Source organism: Bifidobacterium pullorum subsp. gallinarum (genome assembly GCF_000741215.1).
In the GTDB taxonomy this organism is placed as follows: domain Bacteria; phylum Actinomycetota; class Actinomycetes; order Actinomycetales; family Bifidobacteriaceae; genus Bifidobacterium; species Bifidobacterium pullorum_B.
Map to the genome: position 1 here is coordinate 41740 of NZ_JGYX01000003.1, position 25926 is coordinate 67665.

At 64.5% G+C, this 25926-nt stretch carries 19 protein-coding genes; 2 read left to right on the forward strand and 17 right to left on the reverse strand.

Annotated elements, in window-relative coordinates; genetic code table 11:
* The 10 genes from BIGA_RS04565 to hisS all read right to left on the reverse strand — a co-directional run bounded on the left by BIGA_RS04565 (window position 1) and on the right by hisS (window position 13837).
* Window positions 1-918 carry a class C sortase gene (locus BIGA_RS04565; RefSeq protein ID WP_051917093.1) on the reverse strand — a complete coding sequence of 306 codons (918 nt, stop codon included), beginning with the start codon at window positions 916-918 and terminating at the stop codon, window positions 1-3.
* A gap of 16 nt (window positions 919-934) precedes the next feature.
* Window positions 935-2368, reverse strand: a complete 1434-nt coding sequence (locus BIGA_RS04570; protein WP_033506585.1) for a SpaH/EbpB family LPXTG-anchored major pilin — start codon at window positions 2366-2368, stop codon at window positions 935-937.
* Between the two features lie 51 nt (window positions 2369-2419).
* Window positions 2420-5533: a DUF7601 domain-containing protein gene (locus BIGA_RS04575; protein WP_156098660.1), complete on the reverse strand. Its 3114-nt coding sequence runs from the start codon at window positions 5531-5533 to the stop codon at window positions 2420-2422.
* Between the two features lie 275 nt (window positions 5534-5808).
* The gene (locus BIGA_RS04580) at window positions 5809-6834 is read right to left on the reverse strand and encodes a PPK2 family polyphosphate kinase (protein WP_033506530.1); all 1026 of its coding nucleotides are present in this window, start codon (window positions 6832-6834) and stop codon (window positions 5809-5811) included.
* Window positions 6835-7019: 185 nt separating this feature from the next.
* Complete coding sequence (locus BIGA_RS04585; RefSeq protein WP_051917094.1) at window positions 7020-8189, reverse strand: amino acid ABC transporter permease; 1170 nt, start codon at window positions 8187-8189, stop codon at window positions 7020-7022.
* Window positions 8190-8194: 5 nt separating this feature from the next.
* Complete coding sequence (locus BIGA_RS04590; RefSeq protein ID WP_033506528.1) at window positions 8195-8872, reverse strand: amino acid ABC transporter permease; 678 nt, start codon at window positions 8870-8872, stop codon at window positions 8195-8197.
* 1 nt (window position 8873) lies between these two features.
* Window positions 8874-9692 carry a glutamate ABC transporter substrate-binding protein gene (locus tag BIGA_RS04595; RefSeq protein WP_033506526.1) on the reverse strand — a complete coding sequence of 273 codons (819 nt, stop codon included), beginning with the start codon at window positions 9690-9692 and terminating at the stop codon, window positions 8874-8876.
* A gap of 14 nt (window positions 9693-9706) precedes the next feature.
* A complete protein-coding gene (locus tag BIGA_RS04600; protein WP_337588872.1) occupies window positions 9707-10486 on the reverse strand; it encodes an amino acid ABC transporter ATP-binding protein in 780 nt (259 codons plus the stop codon).
* A 151-nt stretch (window positions 10487-10637) separates the two neighbouring features.
* Entirely contained in the window at window positions 10638-12437 is a 1800-nt protein-coding gene (gene aspS, locus BIGA_RS04605; RefSeq protein ID WP_033506522.1) for an aspartate--tRNA ligase, read from the reverse strand.
* Complete coding sequence (gene hisS, locus BIGA_RS04610) at window positions 12434-13837, reverse strand: histidine--tRNA ligase (RefSeq protein ID WP_033506520.1); 1404 nt, start codon at window positions 13835-13837, stop codon at window positions 12434-12436. Before hisS ends, aspS begins: the two co-directional genes overlap by 4 nt.
* A gap of 93 nt (window positions 13838-13930) precedes the next feature.
* Between hisS and BIGA_RS04615 the strand changes: the two genes are divergently transcribed.
* Window positions 13931-15418: a DUF349 domain-containing protein gene (locus BIGA_RS04615; protein ID WP_033506518.1), complete on the forward strand. Its 1488-nt coding sequence runs from the start codon at window positions 13931-13933 to the stop codon at window positions 15416-15418.
* A 204-nt stretch (window positions 15419-15622) separates the two neighbouring features.
* Here the strand turns inward: BIGA_RS04615 and BIGA_RS04620 are convergent, their stop codons facing one another.
* The 6 genes from BIGA_RS04620 to BIGA_RS04645 form a co-directional block, all read right to left on the reverse strand.
* Window positions 15623-18163: an ATP-dependent Clp protease ATP-binding subunit gene (locus BIGA_RS04620; protein WP_033506516.1), complete on the reverse strand. Its 2541-nt coding sequence runs from the start codon at window positions 18161-18163 to the stop codon at window positions 15623-15625.
* A gap of 103 nt (window positions 18164-18266) precedes the next feature.
* On the reverse strand, window positions 18267-19535 hold the full coding sequence (locus tag BIGA_RS04625) for a DUF3027 domain-containing protein (protein ID WP_033506514.1): 1269 nt from the start codon (window positions 19533-19535) through the stop codon (window positions 18267-18269).
* Window positions 19536-19543: 8 nt separating this feature from the next.
* Window positions 19544-19933, reverse strand: coding sequence for a cold-shock protein (locus tag BIGA_RS04630; protein ID WP_033506512.1), 390 nt, complete (start codon window positions 19931-19933; stop codon window positions 19544-19546).
* Window positions 19934-20049: 116 nt separating this feature from the next.
* Window positions 20050-21957 (reverse strand): HAMP domain-containing sensor histidine kinase, encoded by a 1908-nt coding sequence (locus tag BIGA_RS04635; protein WP_081929476.1) that lies wholly within the window; start codon window positions 21955-21957, stop codon window positions 20050-20052.
* The gene (locus BIGA_RS04640) at window positions 21957-22700 is read right to left on the reverse strand and encodes a response regulator transcription factor (protein WP_033506510.1); all 744 of its coding nucleotides are present in this window, start codon (window positions 22698-22700) and stop codon (window positions 21957-21959) included. The genes BIGA_RS04635 and BIGA_RS04640 overlap by 1 nt, the downstream gene beginning before the upstream one ends.
* Before the next feature lie 57 nt (window positions 22701-22757).
* Window positions 22758-23717 (reverse strand): TPM domain-containing protein, encoded by a 960-nt coding sequence (locus BIGA_RS04645; protein ID WP_051917095.1) that lies wholly within the window; start codon window positions 23715-23717, stop codon window positions 22758-22760.
* A gap of 79 nt (window positions 23718-23796) precedes the next feature.
* On the opposite strand from BIGA_RS04645, the gene BIGA_RS04650 reads away from it, so the two are divergent.
* On the forward strand, window positions 23797-24090 hold the full coding sequence (locus BIGA_RS04650; protein ID WP_033506508.1) for a WXG100 family type VII secretion target: 294 nt from the start codon (window positions 23797-23799) through the stop codon (window positions 24088-24090).
* A gap of 126 nt (window positions 24091-24216) precedes the next feature.
* Here the strand turns inward: BIGA_RS04650 and groL are convergent, their stop codons facing one another.
* Window positions 24217-25839, reverse strand: a complete 1623-nt coding sequence (gene groL, locus BIGA_RS04655; protein ID WP_033506506.1) for a chaperonin GroEL — start codon at window positions 25837-25839, stop codon at window positions 24217-24219.
* Window positions 25840-25926 lie beyond the last annotated feature (87 nt).

The window sequence follows — 25926 nt, forward strand, 5'->3', positions numbered from 1 at the left end:
CTATCGGCGGTGACGAACAAGCCTGACCGTCACCACGGTGGCGATGGCGGCCGCGGCGACGACGATGGCCGCGATCACGGCGATGCGGATGGGGGACGTCGCCTCCGCCTGCGGCTCGGCGTCGGCCTGTGCGGCGGTCCGGTTCGGTATGCGGTGCCCGCGCACCAGCAGTCGCTGCGTGTTGATGCCGTACGGCGTGCACGTGACCAGCGTGCAGTAATCCTGATCCGGATCGATGGCCAGGTCGTCCATGTCATAGGGGTCGACGGTCACGATCTGGTCCACCTGATAGGTCAACGTCCTGTCGAGCACATGGATCATGAAGACGTCGCCCTGCTCCATGTCGTCGAGGTCGGTGAACAGCTTCGAACTCGGCAGTCCGCGATGTCCGGACAGCACGGCGTGCGTGCCCTGGCCGCCCACCGGCAGCGAACTGCCCTCCAGATGGCCGGCACCCGACTGCAGCACCGATGCGTCGGTGCCGTGGTAGATGGGCATCGAGACATCCAGCTTGGGGATCTCCAGATATCCCATGATGCCGGTGTCGGAGACGTCGAGCAGATTCTCGTACTCGGTGGTGTCCGCGGGGGTGGGGGTGAACCGGCCCTCGTCGGCGGTCAGGTCCGCATTGTATTGACGGGCGGCCTCAAGCAGTTCGGCCACATGGGCCTCGTCCATGGCGGAGGTCTGCTCAGTGTACTCCACGATGGCCTGCGACTGGCGGCGGGAGTTCCACCAGTTGCTGACCGTCGGATACAGCAGCAGTCCCAGCCCGGTCAGGAACACGACCGCCAGCGCGATGCTGGACAGGCCGATGCGCCTGCGGGCGTGGGACCGCCGAGTCCCACCGCCGGTGGGACGACGCGTCCCGCTCCTGTGCCTGCCGGCCGGGGAACGGGACACGTTATGGTTCATCATCGGTTCAGCACACCGTTCACTTCACGCGCTTGCGGGACAGGAACACGATGGCACCGAGCACCAGCGCACCGCCCAGGGCGTAGAAGATCGCAGTGCCGATGCCGCCGGTGGAGGGCAGCTCGTTGCCGGTCTTGTTGACGATGTGGACGCCACCGTCGCCTTCATGCCAGATGCCGCCGTCGACGGTCGCGTCGATATTCGCGTCCTTGACGGCGATCTCGACACGTCCGGCGAGCTTGTTGTAGCCTTCGGGGGCCTTGGTCTCCTCCAGCCAGTAGGTGGTGTTGGCGTCGAAGCCCTTGATCTCAAGCTGACCGTTGACGGTGGTGATGGTACCAACAGCCGGCTCGCCGTCCTTCGCGAAGCGGTACACGCCGTCGGACACCTTCACCAGCGGGATCTCTTTGCCGCCGTTCTCGGCGTCGTAGAGCTTGAACTTGGCGCCATCCAGCACCTTGTTGTCACCGTCGGTCTTCACGACATCGACCTTGTAGGTGTAGGTCTCGGTCTCCGACGGAGGGGTGAACCGGTCCTCGGGCTTAGCAGCGTTGCCGTACTCAAGCTGGGTCTTGTTCGGGTTGGCAGACGGGTACACCGCAGCCTTCTCGTTCACCACGGCGTCGTAGGTCACGACGATGTTGGTATCAGAAGTGATGGTGTCGAGGTAGGACTGGTGGAAGACGATCTCAAAGGTGCAGCCGTCGGTCAGACCGGTCGTCTTGACGGTGTAGTTCGCCGCGGCAAGGTCGGAACCGCCGACCTGGACCTTGATGGAGCCGGCGTTAAGCGTCAGGCCTTTGGACATGACGTCGTGCAGCACGTAGCTCTCGGCTCCCGCCTTGGCGGTGATGGTGGTCTTGAACTCGACGGTGTCGCCGATTTCGGCGGTGTTCTTATCACCCCACTCACCGGTCGAATCCTCCTTGACCTCCTTGTTGATACCGGGCAGGTCGTTCTTCTCCTCCATCACCACGTCGGGCGTGGTGGTGTCGAGAGAGCAGAGGGTGCCGACCGTGGTATCCACGAGGTAGTAGCCGAGGTTCAGACCCGTGAAGCTGACGGTGGCACTGTCCGCGGTCTTGGTGGCCTTGGCCGCGATCTTGGCCTCCGTGGCGTGCGCCAGCGCGGCCTTGGCGAAGGCTTTGACGTCCGCACCCTTGACCCAGGTCACATAGCCCTCGTCAATGGAGACGTACTGGGTCTGCTTGGCAAGCCAGTCGGCCCAGTCGGTGTTCGCCTTGTAGGAGTACACGCCCTTGTCGGTGTTGTAGCTCTCAAGCACGAGGACCTGATACGCGTTGTATGTATGCCCCGGCTCGGCATTATTGATGGTGATGGAGCCGTTGTCGTTATTGGTTCCGTTCGCCGCATACGCGCTGGTGGGCAGCAGCATGGCGATGGACGCGAGAATCGCGAAGATCAGCGCGACCAGTTTGTTTGGTTTCCTCATGGGTGTTGTCCTTTCTTGCATTGTTCCCCATTAGGTATGTGTGCAGCCCGTTCAGGACCGCAGCGGGTTGGTTGCCTGATTTCTGCGGCGCACGCCGTACACCACGGCGAACGTCATCAGTGCGAGACCGCCGACCGTCAGTGCCCAGACCCCGGTGCCGCCGGTGGCGGGCATCATCGGCCGATACGTGTTGGTGAACAGGACGATGCTGTTCTTGCCCTTAGGCGTCGTGCCGGTCACCTCCGCCGACTGGTTGGGTGTTCCGTTGTCGATGGTGTTGCTGACGGTGACACCATCGGGCACGTTGGTTTCGGTAATCTTGTAGTGGGTCCCGTGCTGCAGGTAGTCGATGATGACGTACTCATTGGCCTTGAGCTTGAAGGTGCCATTGCCGTCGGACAGCAGCGAGCTCTCGATGCGGTTGCCCTTAGGGCCGTAACGAACAATCGAGTAGTCGGAACCCTGCGCCGAACCGTCATCAGACGAAATCGCGATGTCAAAGCTGAACTCAGCGTCGGGATCGGCGGTGCCTAAGACCTGCTTCTGCACCTTGAGCTGGCCGTTCTGGTACTCCGGCGGCACGGAGGAGACGGACGGCAGAGTGAACTGCATGTAGCAGGTGGAACCGGACAGGCCACGCTCGGTGTAGTAGAACTTGAGCGTATGGGTGCCGGCATCGCCCTTGGCGATGTAGTCCCACAGGTTCACGTACTCGCCGACGGAGCTGTGCACGCCGCCGATATCGCAGACGAGCTTGCCGTCGAGGAAGACCCACATGTCGTCGTCGCCGAAGAAGTAGTACTCCAACGGGCCGACGTAGTCCTCGGTCAGCGTGAACTGGATCTCGTACTGCATGCCGAACAGGTTGTTGTGGTCAAGACCATCGTCGCTCGGCGGATACAGCTGGTTGCCGTCATAGCCAACATATTTTCCACGGTCCATATAGTCGCCGGTCAAACCATCCTTGCCTGGATGACCATCCATCGGCCAGAAGTTGTTAGTCCAGATGTGATCGTAGACCGTCTCACCGGTCACCGGATTGTTGAACTGCTCAAGTCCGTCTAAGACGTTGGTCGAGCCATCATTGACCGAGCTAAGCGTATACGTGTCACCCTGACGGTTGAATCCGAGCGACCAACCGTTGTACGTCGTCTTGCCGGTCGCGGTGCCGCCGTCGAACATCTTGGGTGCATTGACGCCGCCGGCGTATTGGATATGCCCGTTCTCGTCGAGCCCGGTCACCAGGCCGAACGTCGTGCCCTGCAGGTCGTTGTTCCTGTTGGGTTCATTGAACTTGTTGAGCGTGTTACCTTCCCAGCTCTCATTCCCGAGTCCCGTGCCCGTGTTGACGTTGCCGAAGGCGAGCTTGGCACCGGATCCGGAGTAATTGCTGGCGCTGTTGATGCCATGCGAACCGTTCGTGCCATCCCACGTGGTTTTACCGTCGTCGGTGATGTCGAAATCATAGAAGATCGCGTCATTGTCGTAGCCACCTGGCGTCTGGTTGGCCACCAGACGGATGACGGTGCCTTCCTTGATGTAGATGGTGTTGGGCTCATTCGCCTTGTCCGGGTTGTTGGTGAAGTGCAGCTCGGTCGCGACGACGATATTCTTGTAGACGGTCCAGTCCTTCTCGTTCGTGCTTGAGGCGTCCTTGCCGTCCTTGAGCACCCACACCTCGTTGGCCGTGTAGTTGCCGTTGTTGCGGAAGACATTCACATACGGCAGGCTCGGTGCCTCGAAGTAGTCGTACTGGTTGGCGGAATACAGCTCGGTGAGCTGCATGTGCGTGCGGATCTCGCGCTTGCCGTTGCCGGCGTCCACAAGGTACAGGCCGGTTGTGGAGGGGTCCTTCTGGCCGTTCTTGGGCATGATGCCGCCGTTGTTGACACCGCCGTTGTCGGTGTCGATGATCTTCAGGTAACCGTTGTCATCCCTGTCGGTCACTTCAAGGTTCGCATAGTACTGCACGGTGAAATGAGGGTTGAGCGCCGAGTTGGCGGTCAGGCCCAGCATCGGCTCGGTGCTGTCCAGCGTCACGTCCAGCGTCTTCGTCTCGTCCTCGTTCTGCGAGACCATCACGGTGCCGAGCTCCTCGGTCGCGCCGTTCAACGCGGTGACCTCCACGCCGGTCTCCGCTTCGGCGGCCGCCTTCGGAGCGGCGCCGGCGGCGACCAGCGCGTCACTCGGGGTGACTGTGGCGGTCAGCTCGCAGTCGGACATATCCAGTGTCCGCCCCTGGTAGGTGAATCCGAAGTCCAGCGCGGTCACGTTGAGCACGTCGCCGCTCTCGTCCTTGGACTCGGCGTAGTCCTCGACGGCCTGCCACTCCGGCTGGCTCTCGTCGAGCACGTCCACGCTCATCGCCAGATCGCTGGACGCGGAGTCCACCACCATGTCGGCCGCCGGGGCTTCGGCGTCGGTCATCGCGGCGGTGCCCCGCACCGTCACATCGACGGTGTACTCGTCGTTCCCGTAGGTCAACGTCTCGTCAAGCGTCACCGCATCGGCGGATTCCTCGGCCTTGCCGGTCGAAGCCCCCGACTCCTCGCCGGTCTGCGTCGGCGTGGCCGCCACCGGTGGAACCGAATCGGCCTGCGAGGCCGGCTCCGCCGCGGCGGAGGGCGCGTACAGGCAGACCGCCGCCACCAATGCCGCTATTGCTGGGCGTAGCTTTCTCATGGTTCTCTCCTTAGCGTTCCGACGGCGCCGATAGCGCCGCCTCCATGGATTCCCTGGTCGTAGTAGTGGTATCGGCCGCCTCCATCGAGGAAGCCGTTCCCCGAGCTTGTCCAGACGGGACTCGATGCAGGCGAGACGTTCCTCGATGCGCCGCATGCAGGCCATCACATCCATCGGCGTCGGCTTGCCTACATCCGTTGCGCGTTGCGGAACGGCCCCGCCGCGTTCGCCATCGGAGACGCTTTTGCTCCAGCGGGCGATCGCCCGTTCGATGCGCTTGTAGCCGATGAGGCGGGAGGGCATGCCGGCTTCCGCAAAGATCCGCGACGCCGATTCCCCGGCACAGTACCGACGCATGCACTCTTCCTTGAATGCCTCCGTATAGAAGATGCGGTCACCGGTCACCCGTTCCACTGCAGGCAGCGACGACAGATACGCACGCTCCCGGCTCGTGAACGATTCGTGATGACCGACCGTCGTCATTCTCAGTCCCCCTATGCAAGACAGGCTCCTGCCTTGAATCAATACCCCCCCCCCCAGACCACCCCGAAACCATGCATCCACTCATCATCGAGACATTGCATAGGGGGGTCTTCCCCTACTATCGCTCACGCATACACATGCATACAGTTCACTCCCAACCGCCTCGCGCGGCGGTCATCACCCCTACCACCGCCCCCGACTCACGGACCCGCCACCGGTATCCCCACAACCCACCGGCGTGTCGCCTTGCCGTCCCCACCGTCAGGGACAGCGACTCACTCGGCTTCGAGGCGACGGCGCACTGCGTCGGGATCGACCTCGAGCGGCGGCCAGGTCAGGTTCATGTTCTTCAGCGTGGTGCGCAGCAGCTCGGAGACCACGGCCCGCGAATACCAGCGGTTATCGGCGGGGACCAGATACCAAGGGGCGGCGGGCGTCGACGTCCTCTCGAACACCTCCTGCCAGGCCGCCATATAATCGTCCCAGCGTTCGCGGGCGTCCAGATCGCTCTCGTCGAACTTCCAGAACTTGGTCGGATCCTCCAAACGCCCCAGGAAATGCCGCTTCTGTTCGTCGCGGCCCACCACCAGGAAGATCTTCAGCACCGTGCATCCATCGGCCGTCAGATCCCGTTCGAACCGGTTGATCTCGTCATACCTGGCACGCCACACCTCCTCGGGATAGGTGCCGTAGACATGCGGCATGACGATATCCTCATAATGCGAGCGATCGAACACCGCGATCCACCCGTTCTGCGGCAGCTCGCGCCTGATGCGCCACAGGAAGTCGTGCTTCAGCTCCTCCTCGCTGGGTTTGCCGAATCCGTGGTAGTGGATGCCCATCGGGTCGCCCTGACGGAACACATGGCGCACGATGCCGCCCTTGCCGGAGGCATCCATGCCCTGCAGCACGATGAGCAGCCGACGCCGTACGCCCTTGACGCCGTTGGCATACAGCAGTTTCTGGAAGCGTGCGATCTCGCTGGAGCTGATGTCGATGAACCGTTCGCCGTCCTCGCGGTCGCCTTCGAATCCGGGGGTGTCCGTGGTGTCGATCCCGTCCACGCGCACACCTTTGTGGAACATGAGCCGCTGCGCCGGCGGCAGCGACCACACCATGCTCAGCAGGTCGCTGGATTTGGCGGCGCGGGCCATGCGTTCGGAGAGCGTGCCGCTGTTGTCGATGCTGCTGACGCTGTCGAGCGCCGCATCCAACGCCCTGTCGATGAGACGCCGGTCGCGTCCCTCCTTGCGTTCCTTGCCGTCCCTGATGTCTTTGGCGTCCTTGCTGTCCTTGCCCATAGGACCAGTCTATCCGTGTCCCCGCCAGCCGCGGAATCCACGGGGGTGTGAAAAACGCCTGCCGTATGGGATGGCGGGCGCCGATCCCATACGGCAGGCGTAACTGAAGGCACACCCGATGACGGCACGTCGGAGGGCGGTTACCGCCCACAGACATCAGTCAACGGGAACCAAGCAGATGCGTGTCACTCCCCCTTGGCCGATTTGCCGGACGTTCCGGAATCGGATCCCTTGCCGTCCTTCGGCCTGGCCTTGAACAGTTCGCCCAGTTCGGGGAACTCCATGGTCTGCGGATCGACCTGGCTTTCGGGGTGCGTCTCGTCGTACCCCTGCATGTACCGGGTGCGACGCCATTCGCGGATCGAGGCGTTCGAGCCGCGGTGGTGCACATGGTACTGGCGCGGGCCGGCGCCGGCGGTGAACATCTTCTCGTCCACCTCCTTGGCCACGGCGATCTGGTTGATGTTGGAGGGGTCCATGATCGCGATCGGCGCCACGGCCTCGGCCTCGGTCGGCGCGGCCGTACGCTGGCGCATCTTCTCCGGCAGCCATTCGGCCAAGCGGGACAACAGCCAGCAGAACACGAAGTAGATCACCGCGGCCACCACCAGCGTCTGCAGGATGTTGAAGTACATCGAGCCGAGTCGGCGCGATTCCTGCAGCAGATCGGTGTACATGATGATCGAGCCGAGCGCGGTGTCCTTGAGCACGACGACCAGCTGGGTCACCGCGGCGGGCAGCATGGCGAACACGGCCTGCGGCACCTCGATCTGCATCAGCGACTGGGTCTCGGTCAGACCCAACGCCAGCGACGCCTCGCGCTGGCCGCTCGGCAGGTTGCCGACGCCGGAACGCACCAGCTCGGCCACCACCGACCCGTTGTACAGCACGAGCGCCAACACCACGGCCCAGTACGACGAGTTGCCGATGCCGAGGAACGCGAACCCTCGCCAGAAGAAGATCATCATCAGCAGCACGGGGACCGCGCGGCAGAACTCCACGACCACGGCGGAGACGCCGCGCAGCAGCGGGTTCGGCAGCAGTCGCCCGATGCCGAAGACCAGGCCGAACGCCACGGCGCCGATGACGGCCAGGATCGACGCCTGGAGCGTCATCCACAGGCCGGGCAGGTAGAAGTCGGTCCAGGCTTCGGCCTCCAACGCCGGCTTCCACAGCTCCCAGCTCAGCTGGTTCTCGCCGTCCGGCGGTGCCGCCAGACGCATGAGGATGAGCACCAGCACCACGGCGAACACCGCCGCGGCGATAATGTTGGCGATGCGGATGGTCCGCAGCCCCTTGGGGCCCGGCTGGTCGAACAGCACCGAGCTTTCGTTCTTCTTGGATGTGGATGCCATGGCGCTCACCTCCTCACCGCGAGCTTATTGGACAGATACGTGGTCAGAATGCCGATCGGGATGATCAGGATCACGTATCCGATGGCGAAGATCAGGAAGATCTCGATGATGGCGTCGGCGTGGAACTCGATCATCTCGCTCATCAACGACGAGGTTTCGGTGGAGACGGACGCCGCGGCGGCCACCGTGGAGTTCTTCAGCAGCGCGATCAGCGTGTTGCCCAGCGGCGCCACCGAGCCGCGGAACGCCTGCGGCAGGATGATCAGCCCGGCCGACTGCATGAAGTTCAGACCCAAGGCGCGCGCGGCCTCGGCCTGGCCGAGCGGCACGGTGTTGATGCCGGAGCGCAGCGCCTCGCAGACGAACGCGGCCGTGTACAGCGACAGGCCGGTCACGGCGAGCCAGAAGAAGTTCGTGGCGAACGTGTCGGAGAACGTGAGCTTCAGCTGCGCGTACGCGCCGAGCACCATGAACACCATGATGATCGTCAGCGGCATGTTCTTGAACAGTTCCACGTAGCCGCCGGCCACCGCCCGCAGCGAGGAGATCGGCGAGATGCGCATCATGACGAGTACGACGCCGAGCACCAGCGAGAACAAGGCCGACCACAGGGTCAGCTCGATGTTCACCAGGAACGCGCCCAGCACGTCATACTCGCCGAACAAGGCAAGGAAATTATCCATCTCACTCCCCTTCCGTTGGCGTCGGCGGATTGTAGTCGGGGTTCGGGCTGTAGTCGGTGCCCGCGGTGTTCACCTCGATGGCACGCTCCCAGGAGCCGTCCTCGATCATCTTCTCGATGGCGTCGTTGATCTGGGCAGCGAAGTCGGACCGGCCCTTCTTGATGCCGACGCCGTAGTACTCCTGGGTGAACGGCTTGCCCACCACCTTGAGCTGTCCGCGGGCGGCGGAGGCCAGACCGGCCAGGATGATGTCGTCGGTGGTCACCGCGTCGACGATGCCGGAGAACAGCGCCGTGGCGCATTCGGCGTAGCCGGGCTGCTCCATCAGCTGCACCTCGTCGGCGAACTTCTCCTTGACGGTCACGGCGGAGGTCGATCCGGTCACCGAGCACAGGCGCTTGCCGTTGAGGTCCTCGGGGCCGTTGATCTCGGTCTCGTCGTCGCGCACGAGCAGGTCCTGGCCGGCCACGAAGTACGGGCCGGCGAAGTCCACGACCGCCTTGCGCGAATCGGTGATCGAATAGGTGGCGATGATCATGTCGACGTCGCCGTTCTGCAGCATGGCCTCACGCTGCGCGGACGGTGCCTCCTTCCAGACGATCTCGTCACGGGTGTAGCCGAGCTCCTCGGCGATGTACGTGGCCACATCCACATCGAAGCCGACGTAGGTGCCGGACTTCTTGAAGCCCAGGCCCGGCTGGTCGAACTTGATGCCGATGCGGATCTTGCCTTCCTCGCTCGCGCCGCATCCGGCGAGCGACACCGCGCAGGCCAGGGCGCACGCGGCGGCGAGCGCACGGGTGATGATGTGTTGCTTCATACGCGCCTCCGCCGTCAGTGGGTCAGGATCTTCGAGAGGAAGTCCTTGGCGCGGTCGGTCTTCGGATGGTCGAAGAACTCGTCAGGCGTGCCGGATTCCAGAATCCGACCGTCGGCCATGAACACGATGCGGTCGGCCGCCTTACGGGCGAAGCCCATCTCGTGGGTGACGCAGATCATCGTCATGCCCTCGTGGGCGAGTTCGACCATGACGTCCAGCACCTCGTTGACCATCTCGGGGTCGAGCGCGGAGGTGGGTTCGTCGAACAGCATGACCTTCGGCCGCATGGCCAGGGCGCGGGCGATGGCCACGCGCTGCTGCTGGCCGCCCGACAGCTGGGACGGCATCTTGCCGGCCTGCGAGGCCACGCCGACGCGGTCGAGCAGGTCCATGGCCAGGTCCTCGGCCTCCTTCTTGTCCATGTGGCGGACCTTGATCGGCGCAAGCGTCACGTTCTCGAGGATCGTCTTGTTGGCGAACAGGTTGAACGACTGGAACACCATGCCGACCTCGGCGCGCAGGTTCGCCAGCTCCTTGCCCTCCTGCGGCAGCGGCTTGCCGTCGACGCGGATCACGCCCGAGTCGATGGTCTCCAGGCGGTTGATGGTGCGGCACATCGTCGATTTGCCCGATCCGGACGGTCCGACGACGACCAGTACCTCGCCTTTGTTCACGGTCAGGTTGATGTCCTTGAGGACGTGCAGCTTATCGTAGTGCTTGTCGACGTGGGACAGTTCGACCAGCGGATAACCGGCGTCCGACCTCCCTGTTGCCAGCGTCTCCGGCTGGCGCATCTGCGTTGTTACTTCATTCTGTTCTGACATAAATCGTCATTATACCGACGCGCTGTTACGAACCGATTGCCGTCGATCTCGTCCGCGCCCGTATATGCGGGAACCCCGGCCGAACGGCCGGGGTTCCAAGCGTTATCGCATGCGAGGAATATCAGTCCTCGTCCTCGTCGGGATCATAGTCGACGCCGGTTTCGGCGCGCTGCTCGTCCGTGATCGGGGCCGGGGCGCCGGTCAGCGGGTCGCGGCCGCCGCCGGCCTTCGGGAAGGCGATGACGTCGCGGATGGTGTCGGTGCCGGCCAGGATCGAGGCGGTGCGGTCCCAACCCAGGGCGATGCCGGCGTGCGGCGGGGCGCCGTACTTGAAGGCCTCGAGCAGGAAGCCGAACTTCTCGTCGGCCTCCTCCTTGGTGATGCCCAGGACGTCGAGGACGCGATCCTGGATGTCGTCACGGTGGATACGGACGGAACCGCCGCCCATCTCCTCGCCGTTGCAGACGATGTCGTAGGAGTCGCTCATCGCGTGCTCGGGATCCTGGTCGAAGGTGTCGATCCAGTCGGCGGACGGCATCGTGAACGGGTGGTGCATCGAGGTCCACTTGGAGTGGCCGACCGCCACGTCGTCGTCATCCTCGTCCTCGGTGGACTTGAACAGCGGGAAGTCCACCACCCAGGTGAAGGCGAAGTCGTCGGGCTTGAGCAGGCCGGCGCGATCGGCGAGCTCCACGCGCACGGCGCCCAGCAGGTTCTGGGAGGAGGTGCGCGGACCGGCGGCGAAGAACACGGCGTCGCCGTCCTCGGCGCCCACGGCCTCCTTCAGGCCCGCACGCTCGGCTTCGGACAGGTTCTTGGCCACCGGGCCCTTGAGTTCGCCGTCCTCGGCGAACACCACGTAGGCCAGGCCCTTGGCGCCGCGCTGCTTGGCCCAATCCTGCCAGGCGTCGAACTGGCGACGCGGCGTGGCGGCGCCGCCCTTGAAGAGCACGGCGCCCACATACGGGGCCTGGAACACGCGGAACGGCGTGTCCTTGAAGTAGTCGGTGAGCTCGATCAGCTCATTGCCGAAGCGCAGATCCGGCTTGTCGGTGCCGTACTTGTCCATCGCCTCCTGCCAGGTGATGCGCTGGATCGGCAGCTTGACCTCGTAGCCGGCGGCCTTCCAGATCGCCGCGATGACCTTCTCGGCCATCGCGATCACGTCCTCCTGGTCCACGAACGCCATCTCCATGTCGAGCTGGGTGAACTCGGGCTGGCGGTCGGCGCGGAAGTCCTCGTCACGGTAGCAGCGGGCGATCTGGTAGTAGCGCTCGACACCGGAGACCATCAGCAGCTGCTTGAGCAGCTGCGGGGACTGCGGCAACGCGTACCAGGAGCCGGGCACCAGACGGGCGGGCACGAGGAAGTCGCGGGCGCCTTCAGGCGTGGACTTGATCATCGTCGGGGTCTCGACCTCGGTGAAGCCCATCTCGTCGAGGGCCTGGCGGGCGGCCTTGGCCATGTCGGAGCGCAGCTTGATGTTGCGCTGCATGGACGGACGGCGCAGATCCAGATAGCGGTACTTCAGGCGCACGTCCTCGCCCGGCAGCTTGTTCTCGGATTCGTTCTCGAGCGCGGTGGAGACCTGGAACGGCAGCGCGTCGGACTTGGCGAGGATCTCGATGGACCGGGCCACCACCTCGACCTTGCCGGTGGCCAGATGCTCGTTCTCGTTGCCTTCCGGGCGCAGGCGCACGGCGCCGATCACGCGGACCACGAACTCGCTCCTGAGCGGTCGGGCCATCTCCTCGTCGTTGATGACCACCTGAACCAGGCCCGAGCTATCGCGCAGGTCCACAAAGGCCACACCGCCGTGATCGCGACGACGGTCGACCCAACCGGCGAGCGTCACCTGCTCGCCGACCAGCGCTTCGGTGACTTCGGTGGCGTGATGTGTTCTGTAAGCCGTCTGGCTCATGCTGCTTCCACTCCTTGAATCTCCACGGTTTGCCGGGCAACCAGCGTATCCGGCTCCCACGACTTGGCATCGGCCGGTTCCTGGTCGCCGGTCACGATGTTCTTGACCTCGTCCACGGCTTCCGGATCGCTCCGGTCCGCAGGGAACCACACGTACGGAATGCCGAGCTTGTCGGCATACTTGATCTGCTTGCCGAGCTTGGCCGCGGTGGGGGCCACGTCGGTGGCGATGCCGCGGGCGCGCAGCCGGCCCGCGATCTCGTTCGATGCGGCGCGGTCCTCCTCGTTCCACACGGCCACCAGCACGGCCGCCGGGGAGATCCGGGAGGCCTTGGCGCCGGCCGTGTGCAGCATGTAGGAGACCAGGCGGGACAGACCGATCGACAGGCCGACGCCCGGGTACTTGCGGTTGCCCTGGGAGGCCAGGTTGTCATAGCGGCCGCCCGAGCAGATCGAGCCGAGCGATGCCGCGCCGTCGAGGAACGTCTCGTATACGGAACCGGTGTAGTAGTCCAGTCCGCGGGCGATCTTCAGGTCCGCGATCACCGAGCCGGGGCGGATACGGGCTGCCTCGTCCACGATCATGGCCAGGGTGTCGAGCCCCTGGCGGGCCAGCACGTAGGCGTCGGAGTCGGTGGCGATGCCGTGCGCGGCGCACAGGGCATCGAAGCGTTCGGCCAGTTCCGCGCCGTTCGCGGCGGTCAGGTTGGCCAGCTCCAGGCAGGCCGCGGCCTGCGCCTCGCTGGCGCCGCACTCGCCGACGAGCAGCTTGGCCACCTCGTCGGCGCCGATCTTGTCGAGCTTGTCGATCTCGCGCAGCACGCCTTCGATGTCGTTCAGGCCCAGACCACGGTAGAAGCCCTCGGACAGTTTGCGGTTGTTCGCGTGCACGGTGGCCTTCGGCAAGCCGAACTCGCGCAGGGCCTCCAGCGCGGAGACCATCACCAGCGGCAATTCCACCTCGTAGTGGTCCGGCAGTTCCCCATTGCCGATCACGTCGATGTCGGCCTGCACGAATTCACGGAAACGGCCCTCCTGGGGGCGTTCGCCGCGCCAGACCTTCTGGATCTGCCACCGCTTGAAGGGGAAGGCCAGGTCGTTGGCATGCTCGACCACATACCGGCTCAGCGGCACGGTCAGATCGAAGTGCAGGCCCAACCGGTCCTCCACCGGGGTGTCGTTCTCCTGACCGACCTCCTGCAGACGGCTCAGCAGGTAGATCTCCTTGCTGGTCTCGCCTTTCTTGAGCAGGCTGGAGCCCGGTTCCACCGCGCGTGTCTCGATGCCGATGAACCCATTGAGCTCGAAAACCTTACGGAGCGTGTCGATGACACGCTGCTCCACAACACGTTCAGAGGGGAGCCACTCTGGAAATCCTGATAGTGATGCACCTTTAGCCACGGTTCCCTATAATACATAGAGGTTGGTGAAAATAACCGGTCGTGGCCGGCTGTTTTCCCGCCCCTCACTTACGACAAGCCTAAGGAGCTGGCCATGGCCGACGAGAATGTCACCACACCCGAGAACACCACCGAAATCACCGAGCAGGCAACGGCGCCCGCTCCCGAGGAGACCGTCGTCGTCGAGGAGACGACCGTCGTCGAGGAAACGGTGGCCGAGGCCCCCACGCCGGCGCCGACCCCGGCCGCGATGCCGAAGCCGCATGCCCCCTCCCCCGCGGCGTTCGCGAAGAAGACGCCGCAGCAGCATGCGCCCAAGCGGTCGACCGTCACCTATTCCCAGGCCGACGTGACGGCGGCCGAGGCATTCGGCCGCGTGGACGACAACGGCACCGTGTTCGTGCGCGAGGGCGATGCCGAACGCGAGGTCGGCCAGTTCCCGGACGCCTCCAAGGAGGAGGCGCTGGCGCTGTACGCACGCCGGTATCTGGATCTGAAGGCCAAGCTGGACCTGTTCGCCAACCGTCTGAAGTCCGCCAACGTGAAGAACCGTGAGATCGACGACACGCTCAAGACTCTGACCGAGGAGACCGCCGAACCGGCCGTGGTGGGCGACATCGCCGCCATCAAGGCGCAGTTCGAGGAGCTGAAGGCCGAGGCCGCCGCCAAGAAGGCCGCCATCGCCGAGGCCCGCAAGGCCGCGATGGACAAAGCCGTGGCCGAGCGCACCGCGATTGTGGAGAAGGCCGAGGCACTGGCCGCCTCGCTGGGCGACAACACGAACTGGCGTTCGACCGCGGACAAGTTCCGTAATCTCTTCGAGCAGTGGCAGGAGCATCAGCGCACCACCATCCGCATCGACAAGGCGGATGCGGACGCGCTGTGGAAGCGGTTCTCCCAGGCCCGCACCACGTTCAACCAGGCTCGCCGCAAGTGGGCGCAGGCCCGCGACAACGAGCGCAACCACGCCCGCGAGGCCAAGGAGGCGATCATCGCCGAGGCCAACGAGATCAAGGACTCGACCGCTTGGGGCGAGACCTCCCGCAAGTTCAACGAGCTGATGGGTCGTTGGAAGCAGGCCGGCCGCGCCGGCCGCAACGAGGACGACGCCCTGTGGGCGCGTTTCCGCGAGGCCGCCGACACGTTCTTCAACGCGCGTCAGGCCGACCGCGACCAGACCAACTCGGCCGAGAAGGAGAACCTGTCCAGGAAGGAGGAGCTCCTCAAGCAGGCCGAGGCGCTGGTGCCGGTGGCCGACGAGGCCGCCGCCAAGAAGGCGCGTCAGGCGCTGGCCGCCATCCAGGAGGAATGGGATCAGATCGGCTATGTGCCGCGTGAGGCGATGCACCGCATCGAGTCCCGCCTGGATGCCGTCGACCGTCAGATCAAGGCCGTGGAGGACGCCGCCTGGAAGCAGACCGATCCGGAGGCCGACGCCCGCAAGTCCAGCTTCGAGGTGCAGCTGACCGCTCAGCTCGCCGAGCTGGATGAGAAGATCGCCGCCGAGATCGACCCGAAGAAGAAGGCCGCGCTGGAGGCCGAGAAGGCCACCAAGGAGCAGTGGCTCAACGCGATCCGCTAAGCCCCGTTCCAAACCGGTTTTCACTGGTGCACCCCCTCTTAGGGGGCGCACCTTTTTCATATCCCGTGTCGGTTCTCCGGTGCTCGGCCACCGCAACCGTAGCCTCGTTCGCTGATGGTATGAGGTGGCCCGGTCGCCATGGCAGAATCCATGACGCCCGGGCCACCTCCATCACCTATATCGTGTGCACGACACCGTCCGGCGTCATTCCGTGGGCTGCTCCGATTCCGCAGTGTCCTCGGCAGCGGACGCGGCACCAACGAGTTCGGGTTCCTCGAAACGCTCGCCGCGGAACGTGAACTCGCCGAGGATGCCTTCACCCTCCGCATCCACGACCACGCGCTGGCCGTCTTCGAGCTCGCCGAGCAGGATCTTCTCCGAGATGGCGTCCTCGATGTCGCGCTGGATGACACGGCGCAGCGGACGGGCGCCCAGCAGCGGGTCGAAGCCCTTCTGCGCAAGCAGGTCCTTGGCGGCGTCGGTCAGTTCGAGCGACATGTGGCGGTCGAACAGGCGGTCGTTGAGCTTGTTCACATCCAGGTCCACGATCTGGCGCACCTGCGGTTCGGTGAGCTGACGGAACACGATGATGTCGTCCAGACGGTTGAGGAACTCGGGACGGAACTGCTGCTTGAGCTCCGTGCTCACCTGATCCTTCATCCGCTGGTAGCTCGACTCGGTGTTCGACCCCAGGCTGAAGCCGGTATTGGCCGACTTGGCGATGTTGCTCGACCCCAAGTTCGTGGTCAGGATGATGATCGTGTTCTTGAAATCCACCTTGCGGCCCTGGCCGTCGGTCAGGTGACCGTCATCCAGCACCTGCAGCAGCGTGTTGAAGATGTCCGGATGGGCCTTCTCGATCTCATCGAACAGCACCACGGAGAACGGCTTGCGGCGCACCTTCTCGGTGAGCTCGCCACCCTCCTCGTAGCCGACGTATCCCGGGGGCGCGCCGAACAGACGCGAGGCCGCGTACTTCTCGGAGAACTCCGACATATCCACGCGGATCAGCGCGTCCTCATCGTCGAACAGGAACTCGGCCAGCGCCTTGGCCAGCTCGGTCTTGCCCACGCCGGTCGGACCGGCGAAGATGAACGAACCGGACGGACGCTTGGGATCCTTGAGCCCTACACGGGTGCGGCGAATCGAACGCGACAGCGCAGAGACGGCCTCGTCCTGGCCGATGATGCGCTTGTGCAGCTCGCTCTCCATGCCCAGCAGCTTCTTGGACTCGGCCTGGGTGAGCTTGAACACCGGAATGCCGGTGGACTGGGAGATCACCTGCGCGATGACATCCTCATCCACCACCATCTTGACGTCGGATTCGCCCTCACGCCATGCCTGCTCCTTCTGCTTGCGCTCCTGCTCCAGCTTCTCCTGGCTGTCACGCAGCTCGGCGGCCTTCTCGAAGTCCTGATCCTTGATGGCCTTGTCCTTGTCGGCGGAGATCCGCGCGATCTTGGCATCGAGCTCCTTGAGCTCCGGCGGCGCGGTCAGACGCTTGATGCGCAGGCGCGCACCGGCCTCGTCGATCAGGTCGATCGCCTTGTCCGGCAGGTTACGGTCCTGGATGTACCGGGCCGAAAGCTCCGCCGCGGTCTGCAGAGCGGCATCGGTGATCGTCACATGATGATGGTTCTCATAGCGCTCACGCAGGCCCTTCAAGATCTCGATCGTTTCCGCGATGGTCGGCTCGGATACCTGAATCGGCTGGAACCGGCGTTCCAGCGCCGCATCCTTCTCGATGTACTTGCGGTATTCGTCGGTGGTGGTGGCTCCGATGGTCTGCAGCTCGCCACGCGCCAGCATCGGCTTCAGCATATCCGAGGCGCCCAACGCGCCATCGGCCGAACCGGCGCCGACGATCGTATGGATCTCATCGATGAACAGCACGATGTCGCCGCGGGTCTTGATCTCCTTGAGCACCTTCTTCAGACGCTCCTCGAAGTCGCCACGGTACCGCGAACCGGCCACCATGGAACCCAGATCCAGCGAGTAGACCTGCTTGCCCTTCAGCGTCTCCGGCACGTCGCCGGCCTGGATCTTCTGGGCCAGGCCTTCGACGACGGCGGTCTTGCCGACGCCCGGCTCGCCGATCAGCACCGGATTGTTCTTCGTACGGCGGGAGAGCACCACCATCACGCGTTCGATCTCGTTGGTGCGGCCGATGACCGGGTCCAGCTTGCCTTCCGCGGCCTCGGCGGTCAGGTTGCGGCCGAACTGGTCCAGGATCGCCGAACCGCTCTGGTTGCGCTTGTCGGCCACGCCACCGGCGTTCGCCAGATCGCCCTTGCCCTTCTCGCCGCCGGAATTGCCGCGAATCAAGTCGATGGTCGTGCTGCGCAGCTCGCCCAGGTCCACGTCCATCTTGATGAGCACCTGGGTGCCCACGCCCTCGCCCTCACGGATCAGGCCGAGCAGGATATGCTCGGTGCCGATATAGCTGTGGCCGAGCTGCAGGGCCTCCCTCAGGCTCAGCTCCAGCACCTGCTTGGCGTGCGGGGTGAAGGGGATGTGGCCGTTGGGGGCCGCGGTCCCCTTGCCGATCATCTCCTCGACCTGCTTGCGGGTGTCGTCCAAGGACACGCCCTTGGCGGTCAACGCCTTGGCCGCAATGCCCTCGCCTTCGCGAATCAGACCCAGCAGCAGGTGTTCGGTGCCGATGTAGTTGTGCTGGAGGGCACGAGCCTCCTCCTGCGCCAACACGATCACGCGCCGCGCACGGTCGGTAAACCGTTCGAACATGCTTGTCCTTCCAATTGTGATAGTCCACATCACTCTACCGATTCGCGGTGACGTTTATTTCCCGTTCCCCGCGAATTGCGCTGTGGACGCAAAACGTTGTCTCCTAGGCGTTCTGTGCAGTCGAATCGTCCGGATCCGCGGAATCGTCCGATTCGGATTCCGGTTCCGGCTCCACCCGCACGGACGTGTCGGTCTGGCTTCCGGACTCCCCGGCGGCATCCCGCGCGTCGGCGGATTCGGTCTCGAACCGTTCCGTGTCGGATCCGTCGGGCTCGTCATCCGCATGCTCCGCGGAGGGGACGACGTCGCCGCTCAGATCGATCGTCTCCTCGACCTGCGGCTGTTCCGCAGTCACCCCGGTCTCCTCCGTCTCGTCAACGTCGTCCTCGGCGGTCACGTTCGCATCGATGTCCTCGTCGGTGGCCTCGTCCTCGTCGCGGTCGTTGATCCGCTCGATGAGTTCAACCTCGGGACTTTCCTCGCGCGGGGCGTGGGCGATGATGTCGATATGCAGATCATCGAACGCCGGTTTGGACTGCACCCACAGATGCGTCGGCTCCGGCGGTTCGATCTCCGAGTGCTCGCCGCACCCGTGGTCCAGCGACACCACGCGGCCGTCATCCGGGCTCCACTTATTCGCACACACGCCGAACAGCAGGTTCAGCTCGCCCTTGAGCGGCACGAAGAACCCGCAGGTGGCGCAGGTATGGCCTCCGGCCGTCTTGGTCGACAGCGACTTGGGGCCACGCGGCCCCTCGTACCAGCGCTTGGCGGTCTGGGAGCGCCCCAGGGGACTCAGCACGTGCCTGCGGGACAGGTCGAACTCATCCACGGCATCATCCACGTCGGATTGCGCGGTCGCCGCAACCTCAGAATCGCTCCCCTCCCCGGACTCGGCATCGGGGGGCGTCGGCACGTCCTCGGACGAAGCCACTTCATCGCTCGCCAGCACGGCTGCCGCGTTATCGGCACCATCCTCCGTCTGCGGCCGCTCATCGACCGGTTCGGTGCGGCGGAATCCCTCCTCCAGCCGCGGATCATCCGGATCGGTGCCAATCGAGTCGGTCACCGACAGATCGGTCGGTTCCAGACGATCCTTCCACGGCACCCATTCCGGCGGACGCAACGCCTGATCGGTGGGCACCAGCGACGATTCGTTCACCGTCCAACGGTCGAGCTCCTCATCGTGGAAAAGCGTCACCGACCACTGCCATCCCTCATACCCACGGTATTCGGTGGCGAACCGGAAGTCGGTCACGCCATCGCCCATGTCGATGGCTTCCACGAACGCGCCGACCTGATCCGGGTCATCGGCCATCGCTCGGGCCACGCTACGGGCGATCGTCTGTGGGTCCAGCATCATATCGGGCATGTCCGCTCTCAGTCCTCCACGTCAAAGTTGTCGGCTACCGCGCGCAGCAACGTCGCCAGCTTCTTGCTCTCGGCGGCGGACGGGTACCGGTGGCGGCGCAGACCGTTGCCGGCCGCGTCCAGCAGCTTGATCAGGTCCTCCACAATGGCCGCCATGTCGTCAGGCTTCGGGCGGGTGGCCTTGACCAGGGACGGCGCGGAGGCGATCAGATGCACGTTCATGGCCTGCGGCCCCCTGCGGCCGTCAACCACCGAATACTCGACCTTGGCCCCCTTGCGCAGCGTGGTCACGCCCTTGGGCAGCGCCGACGCCGACATGAAGACGTCATCGCCCTCCTCGTTGATGATGAAGCCATATCCCTTATTCGCATCGAACCACCGCACACGTCCACTCGGCATCTCACACCTCGTCTCTGCTCTATACCTCTGGCACGGACCCTCTGCCCGTGCCATCAAACCGACCTCTTATTCTACCTCACGCCATACCTATGCGGCCTATGGCGTAACGGCCCGCACTACGGCTTGCGTTCGACACCTCGCCTGTCCGGCTTATCCGGTTTGGAGGGTTTTGCGGATTTGGCGGATTTCGGGGCGAACAACGATTTACCGGACTTCTGCTGCTTGGCACCCTTGGCCTGTTTGCCGCCCGGCGAGCTCATGACGGGGATCTCGACCGGAGCGATCGGCAGCACCACAACAATGGTCAGGCCGCCGCCGTCGGTCTGGCAGGCGCAGATGAACCCGTGGTGCGCCTTGACCACCGATTCCACGATCGCCATGCCCAGTCCGGTACCGCCCTTCTGCCGGGCGCGCGAGGGATCGGCCGTGTAGAACCGTTCGAAGATGCGCGCCCGCGATTCGGCGGGCACGCCCGGTCCGTGGTCGCTGAAACGCACGACGGCGTACCGCATGCCCACGTGTACGGATTGGCCGACCTCGACGGCGTCCAGGAAATGCCGCAGCGACTGCTCCGTAGCCGGCATGCGGCCGAGTGAATCGCCGCCGATGGAGGCGATGACCTCCCCCATCGACACCTCCACCGGCGAGTCGGCCGGGGTGTACCGATGGATGTTGCCGACGATGTTCGTCACGACCTGGCGCAGGCGCGATGCATCCCCATGCAGGGTGATCGCGGGCAGATCCTTGAGTTCGAACATCAGACGCGACGGTTCGTCCCCCTGACGCGGCATGAATCCCACCGCACCGCAGGTGATGCCGCGTTCCGGATCCAGCGCGTGCAGGTCATCGGCAGCGTCCTTGACGATTGCGGTCAGGTTCACCTGCTGCGTGATATCGATGCCACGGCCTTCATCCAGCCTGGCCAATGACAGCAGATCCTCCACCAGCACGGTCATGCGGGAGCTCGACGCCTCGATATGCGCGATGGATTCGTCGGCGCGTTCCAGGGCGCCGGGCATGTCGCGCTGCATCTTGTACAGTTCGGCGTACCCGTGGATGGCGGCCAACGGCGTGCGCAGCTCATGGCTGGCGTCGGAGACGAACCGTTTCATCTTGTCGGTGGTCTCCTGCTGTTCATGGAAACTTCGTTCGATCCGCGCCAGCATGGCGTTCAATGATGCCGACAGCGAGCCGATCTCCGTGTTCTCCGGCATGGCCGGGATGCGCTGCTTCAGATCGCCCGCGGCGATTTTGGCGGCGGTCTTCTCGATGCGCTTGAGCGGGGCGAGCGTGCCCTGCACCACCAGCATGCCGAGCACGCCGCCGAGCAGGACGACCGCCGTGCCGACCATGATGCAGTACCGTGTCAGGCTGGATATGGTGTCGATGGAATCGCCCAGCGGCAGTCCGATGAAGACGATATTGACGAAGTTGTCGTTCTGCATGACGCGCATCGCCACCACGCGCCAGGGGGCACGGGCCGTCGACAGCGTGGAACGGCTGGGGATCTCCCCGCTCAGGTGGACAATGGCCGAGGTGGTGAACGGTTCGCCGAACACCACGTCGCCCATGGTGCCGCTGGCCGGCAGGATCGGTTCCGACACCACGCCTTCGGCGATGGTCGGCTTCAGCGGCGTGGTCAGGATGTTGGCGTCGGTGTCCCTGATCTGCAGGAAATAGCTCGTCATGCCGGACGAATTCGTATCGCTGTCACGCAACGAGTTGATGTTCTGGAACACCAGGTTGGCCTGCTGGACGATCTGGGCGTCCACCTTCTCCAGCAGGTAGTTGCTCACCAGCTGGCGGATCGAGAACGAGATGCCGGCCACGCCGATGGTCAGCAGCACCAGCAGGGTGGTGACCAGCTTGGTGCTCAATGAGATGGCGTTCCACCGCTCCCTGACGATCCGCCTGATCGCGGACTCCTTGCCCGGGGTCTTGGAAGGTTTGCCGCTCCCCGGCACGGTCGGCGGCACGGAGGTGTCCGCCCCGGTGCCGTGGGCCGCAGTGCCTTCCTTGACCATCAGGCCCCCTGAACGGTCTTGGGAGCGCGGATCATATAGCCGATGCCGCGCTTGGTCTCGATCAGCGGCGCGACCTTATGCTGTTCACCGTTCTCGTCGGTGACCATGATGCCGTCGACCTTCTTGCGCAGATAGGAGATGTAGGACTCCACGATGGCGGCGTCCCCGCCCCAGTCGTACTGCCAGACGTGGTCGAGGATCTGCGCCTTGGACAGCACGCGGCCCTCGTTGTCCATCAGGTAGCGCAGCAGCTTGTATTCGGTCGGGCTCAGGTCGATCGACTGGCCGGCACGGGAGACGTCGTGCGAATCCTCGTTGATCTCCAGATCGCCGACGCGGATGATCGGGTCATCCTCCACCTGCTCGCGGGTACGCCGCAGGATGGCACGGATGCGGGCCACGACCTCCTCCAGGCTGAACGGCTTGGTCACATAATCGTCCCCGCCCACGGTCAGGCCCATCACCTTGTCCTGGGTGTCATCCCGAGCGGTCAGGAACAGCACCGGGGCGTCGATGCCCTCCTGGCGGATGCGACGGGTGACGGTGAATCCGTCGATATCCGGCAGCATGACATCCAACACGATCAGATCCGGCTGGGCCTTTTCGATGACCTCGATGGCCTCGGACCCGGAAGCGGCGGTCTGCACCTCGAATCCGGCGAAATGCAGCGACGCCACCAGCAATTCCCGGATGGACGGCTCATCATCCACAACAACAATCGATGCTTCAATGGTTTTGCTCATGCTTCCAGCTTCATCCCTTTGACTGACGTTTTCCTGAATGTTCGCTGTAGGTTGAGGTCAGGCGCTGTGACGGCCACGCGGTTTCCTGCGCAACGGCCAACGGGATTTCCGGGAAGCCGGCTCGGGTTCCCCAATCGGTTCCGATTCTTCGACCGGTTCCGTCTCGATCGGCTTCGTCTCCTCCACCGGTTCCGATTCGGCCGGTTCCGTCATCGCCTCGGTCGGTTCTGCTTCTGCCTCGGACAGTCCCGTGTCCTCGGCAACGGTTTCGGTCGTCTCCGCGGGTTCCGTCTCGTCGGACGGCTGCCGCCGACGGCGGCGCCGAACCAGCATGACGACCACGACGATCGCCAGAATCACCACCACGCCACCGAGCGCCGCCGCACCGATCACGATGACCGACGGCGAGGTGGCGGTGCGGTACACCACATTGATCTGTTCGATCATGTCCAGCGCCGAAGCGGACCAGTCGGGGGTGTCGTTCTCCACCAGCGGATCGAGTGCGGCCTGGGAGAGTTCATCCACCGTGCTCTGACGATGCAGCCATTCATCGGAGTTGGCCGACACCGCAACCACCAGGTTGCCGTCGTGCGAGGCCACGGCCAGCAGCACGGTATTGGGTTCCGGGTCGGTGGATTCCAGCACATCGCTGGCCCATTGATCGACCTGTCCCTCCCCTGCGCTGAACGACGACAGGTACAGCAGACGGACCGATACGCCCGTCTGTTCATGCAACTGGTCGATGGCATCGGTCACCTCGGTCACGTTGGATCCCAGCAGGTTCTCCGTATCCGTGATGGAGCTGGTGAGCGCACCGCCGTCCAGGTCCGGATCCGTGTCCTCCCCGGTCTCGTCCGCAAGGCCGACGGGAGTTATCCACATGATCAGCGCAAGTGTCGCAGCAAGTGCGGAAACCAGCCATTTGCAAGGATTGGACACCGCAGCGGACAGCCTGCGCGCCGTCAACCGTTCGACCACAATACCCGTTTTCCCATCCGCGTTATTCGATTCCGACATACCCTCCACCATAGCGGTCGGCTGAGTCAATGTCGTCCGCCCACGGCAGCCAGCAACCCCGAATACGGAAAGGAACATCATGGCACAGTATCAAGTGGATCCGGAACGCATCCAATCCTCCAGCGCGGCGGTCTCGGCATCGATCGCCTCGATCAGGGAGGCCACCGGCGGCATGGTCGCCAATCTCAACGCGCTGCAGGACGCCTGGCGCGGCACAGCGGCCACCCAGTTCGCATCGGTGTTCACCCAATGGCATGCGGCGCAGCAACAGATGGAGGCCTCGTTGGAATCCATCCAGAACGCGCTGACCCAAGCCTCCATGGTCTATGCCGATGCGGAGATGCAGGCCTCCCGGCTGTTCGCGGCCGGATGATGGGCGGCGCCCGCCCCGGAACGCACACCCGCGAACGCACATAATGCAGAAGGGAGACACCCGTTACGGGGTGTCTCCCTTCCGTTACGCTATGCGCATCCGCTGCCCCTTACCGGGACGGCCGGATCAGTAGCCCATGTCGGCGTTGGCCGGAGCGGCTGCCGGCGGTTCCGGCTTGTTGGCCACCACGGCTTCGGTGGTCAGGAACAGACCGGCGATGGAGGCGGCGTTCTGCAGGGCGGAACGGGTCACCTTGACCGGGTCGGTCACGCCGGCGGCCAGCAGATCCTCGTAGGTGTCGGTGGCGGCGTTGAAGCCCTGGCCCTCCGGCAGCTCACGGACCTTGTTGAAGACCACGTCACCGGAGACGCCGGAGTTCTCGGCGATCTGCTTGATCGGGGCTTCGATGGCGCGGAACACGATGGCGGCACCGGTGGCCTCCTCGCCGGACAGCGAGGTGATGGCCTCGTCGGTCTCGGCCTTCTTGGCGGCCTGGACCAAGGCCACGCCACCGCCGGGCAGCAGGCCTTCCTCGATGGCGGCCTTGGCGTTGCGCACCGCGTCCTCGATGCGGTGCTTGCGCTCCTTGGCCTCCACCTCGGTGGCGGCGCCGACCTTGATGACGGCCACGCCACCGGCCAGCTTGGCCAGACGCTCCTGCAGCTTCTCGCGGTCGTAGTCGGAGTCGGTGTTCTCGATCTCGGCGCGGATCTGGGCCACGCGGGCGGCCACATCCTCGGCGGAGCCGGCACCGGAGACGATGGTGGTCTCGTCCTTGGAGACGATGACCTTCTTGGCGGAGCCGAGCACGGACAGGTCCACGGAGTCGAGCTTCAGGCCCAGCTCGTCGGACACCACCTGGGCGCCGGTCAGGATGGCCATATCCTGCAGCATGGCCTTGCGGCGGTCGCCGAAGCCCGGGGCCTTGACGGCGCAGGAGTTGAAGGTGCCGCGAATCTTGTTCAGGATCAGGGTCGGCAGCGCCTCGCCGTCAACGTCCTCGGCGATGATCAGCAGCGGCTTGCCGGTCTTCATCACGAGCTCGGCGATGTGCACCACGTCCTGCTGGCTGGAGACCTTGCCGGAGGTCAGGAGGATGTACGGATCCTCGAGCACGGCGGTCTGGTCCTCGGCGTTGGTGACGAAGTACGGGGCGATGTAGCCCTTGTCGAAGCGCATACCCTCGGTGAACTCGAGGTCCAGGCCGAAGCGGTTGTTGTCCTCAACGGTCACGACGCCGTCCTGGCCGACCTTGTCGAGAGCCTCGGCGATCTTCTCGCCGACTTCCGGATCGGCGGCGGAGATGGTGGCGGTCGCGGCGATCTGGTCCTTGGTCTCCACGTCCTTGGCGGCGGCGATGAGCTCCTTGACGATGACGTCGGTGGCCTTCTCGATGCCGCGGCGCAGCGCGATCGGGTTCGAACCGGCGACCACGTTCTTCAGACCCTCATGCACGAGGGACTGGGCCAGCACGGTGGCGGTGGTGGTGCCGTCGCCCGCGACGTCGTCGGTCTTCTTGGCGACTTCCTTGACCAGCTCGGCGCCGATGCGCTCGTACGGATCCTCAAGCTCGATCTCCTTGGCGATGGACACGCCATCGTTGGTGATGGTCGGGGCGCCGTAGGTCTTGTCGAGCACGACGTTGCGGCCCTTCGGGCCCAGCGTGACCTTGACGGTGTCCGCGAGCTTGTCGAGACCCGCGAGCATGCCCTGGCGGGCTTCCTCGTTGTATGCGATGATCTTTGCCATTGTTCCTCCACATATGGCTACACGGTACTGTTCCCACTCGTGAAACCGCGGAGGACATCCAGCCGTCAGCTGCCGGTTATCACTCTT

Excerpts from the sequence above, each read along its gene's own strand:
- BIGA_RS04565 (WP_051917093.1), bottom strand. The coding sequence starts at position 918 with ATGATGAACCATAACGTGTCCCGTTCCCCGGCCGGCAGGCACAGGAGC.
- BIGA_RS04570 (WP_033506585.1), bottom strand. The coding sequence starts at position 2,368 with ATGAGGAAACCAAACAAACTGGTCGCGCTGATCTTCGCGATTCTCGCG.
- BIGA_RS04575 (WP_156098660.1), bottom strand. The coding sequence starts at position 5,533 with ATGACGACGGTCGGTCATCACGAATCGTTCACGAGCCGGGAGCGTGCG.
- BIGA_RS04580 (WP_033506530.1), bottom strand. The coding sequence starts at position 6,834 with ATGGGCAAGGACAGCAAGGACGCCAAAGACATCAGGGACGGCAAGGAA.
- BIGA_RS04585 (WP_051917094.1), bottom strand. The coding sequence starts at position 8,189 with ATGGCATCCACATCCAAGAAGAACGAAAGCTCGGTGCTGTTCGACCAG.
- BIGA_RS04590 (WP_033506528.1), bottom strand. The coding sequence starts at position 8,872 with ATGGATAATTTCCTTGCCTTGTTCGGCGAGTATGACGTGCTGGGCGCG.
- BIGA_RS04595 (WP_033506526.1), bottom strand. The coding sequence starts at position 9,692 with ATGAAGCAACACATCATCACCCGTGCGCTCGCCGCCGCGTGCGCCCTG.
- BIGA_RS04600 (WP_337588872.1), bottom strand. The coding sequence starts at position 10,486 with ATGCGCCAGCCGGAGACGCTGGCAACAGGGAGGTCGGACGCCGGTTAT.
- aspS (WP_033506522.1), bottom strand. The coding sequence starts at position 12,437 with ATGAGCCAGACGGCTTACAGAACACATCACGCCACCGAAGTCACCGAA.
- BIGA_RS04615 (WP_033506518.1), top strand. The coding sequence starts at position 13,931 with ATGGCCGACGAGAATGTCACCACACCCGAGAACACCACCGAAATCACC.
- BIGA_RS04620 (WP_033506516.1), bottom strand. The coding sequence starts at position 18,163 with ATGTTCGAACGGTTTACCGACCGTGCGCGGCGCGTGATCGTGTTGGCG.
- BIGA_RS04625 (WP_033506514.1), bottom strand. The coding sequence starts at position 19,535 with ATGCCCGATATGATGCTGGACCCACAGACGATCGCCCGTAGCGTGGCC.
- BIGA_RS04630 (WP_033506512.1), bottom strand. The coding sequence starts at position 19,933 with ATGCCGAGTGGACGTGTGCGGTGGTTCGATGCGAATAAGGGATATGGC.
- BIGA_RS04635 (WP_081929476.1), bottom strand. The coding sequence starts at position 21,957 with ATGGTCAAGGAAGGCACTGCGGCCCACGGCACCGGGGCGGACACCTCC.
- BIGA_RS04640 (WP_033506510.1), bottom strand. The coding sequence starts at position 22,700 with ATGAGCAAAACCATTGAAGCATCGATTGTTGTTGTGGATGATGAGCCG.
- BIGA_RS04645 (WP_051917095.1), bottom strand. The coding sequence starts at position 23,717 with ATGTCGGAATCGAATAACGCGGATGGGAAAACGGGTATTGTGGTCGAA.
- BIGA_RS04650 (WP_033506508.1), top strand. The coding sequence starts at position 23,797 with ATGGCACAGTATCAAGTGGATCCGGAACGCATCCAATCCTCCAGCGCG.
- groL (WP_033506506.1), bottom strand. The coding sequence starts at position 25,839 with ATGGCAAAGATCATCGCATACAACGAGGAAGCCCGCCAGGGCATGCTC.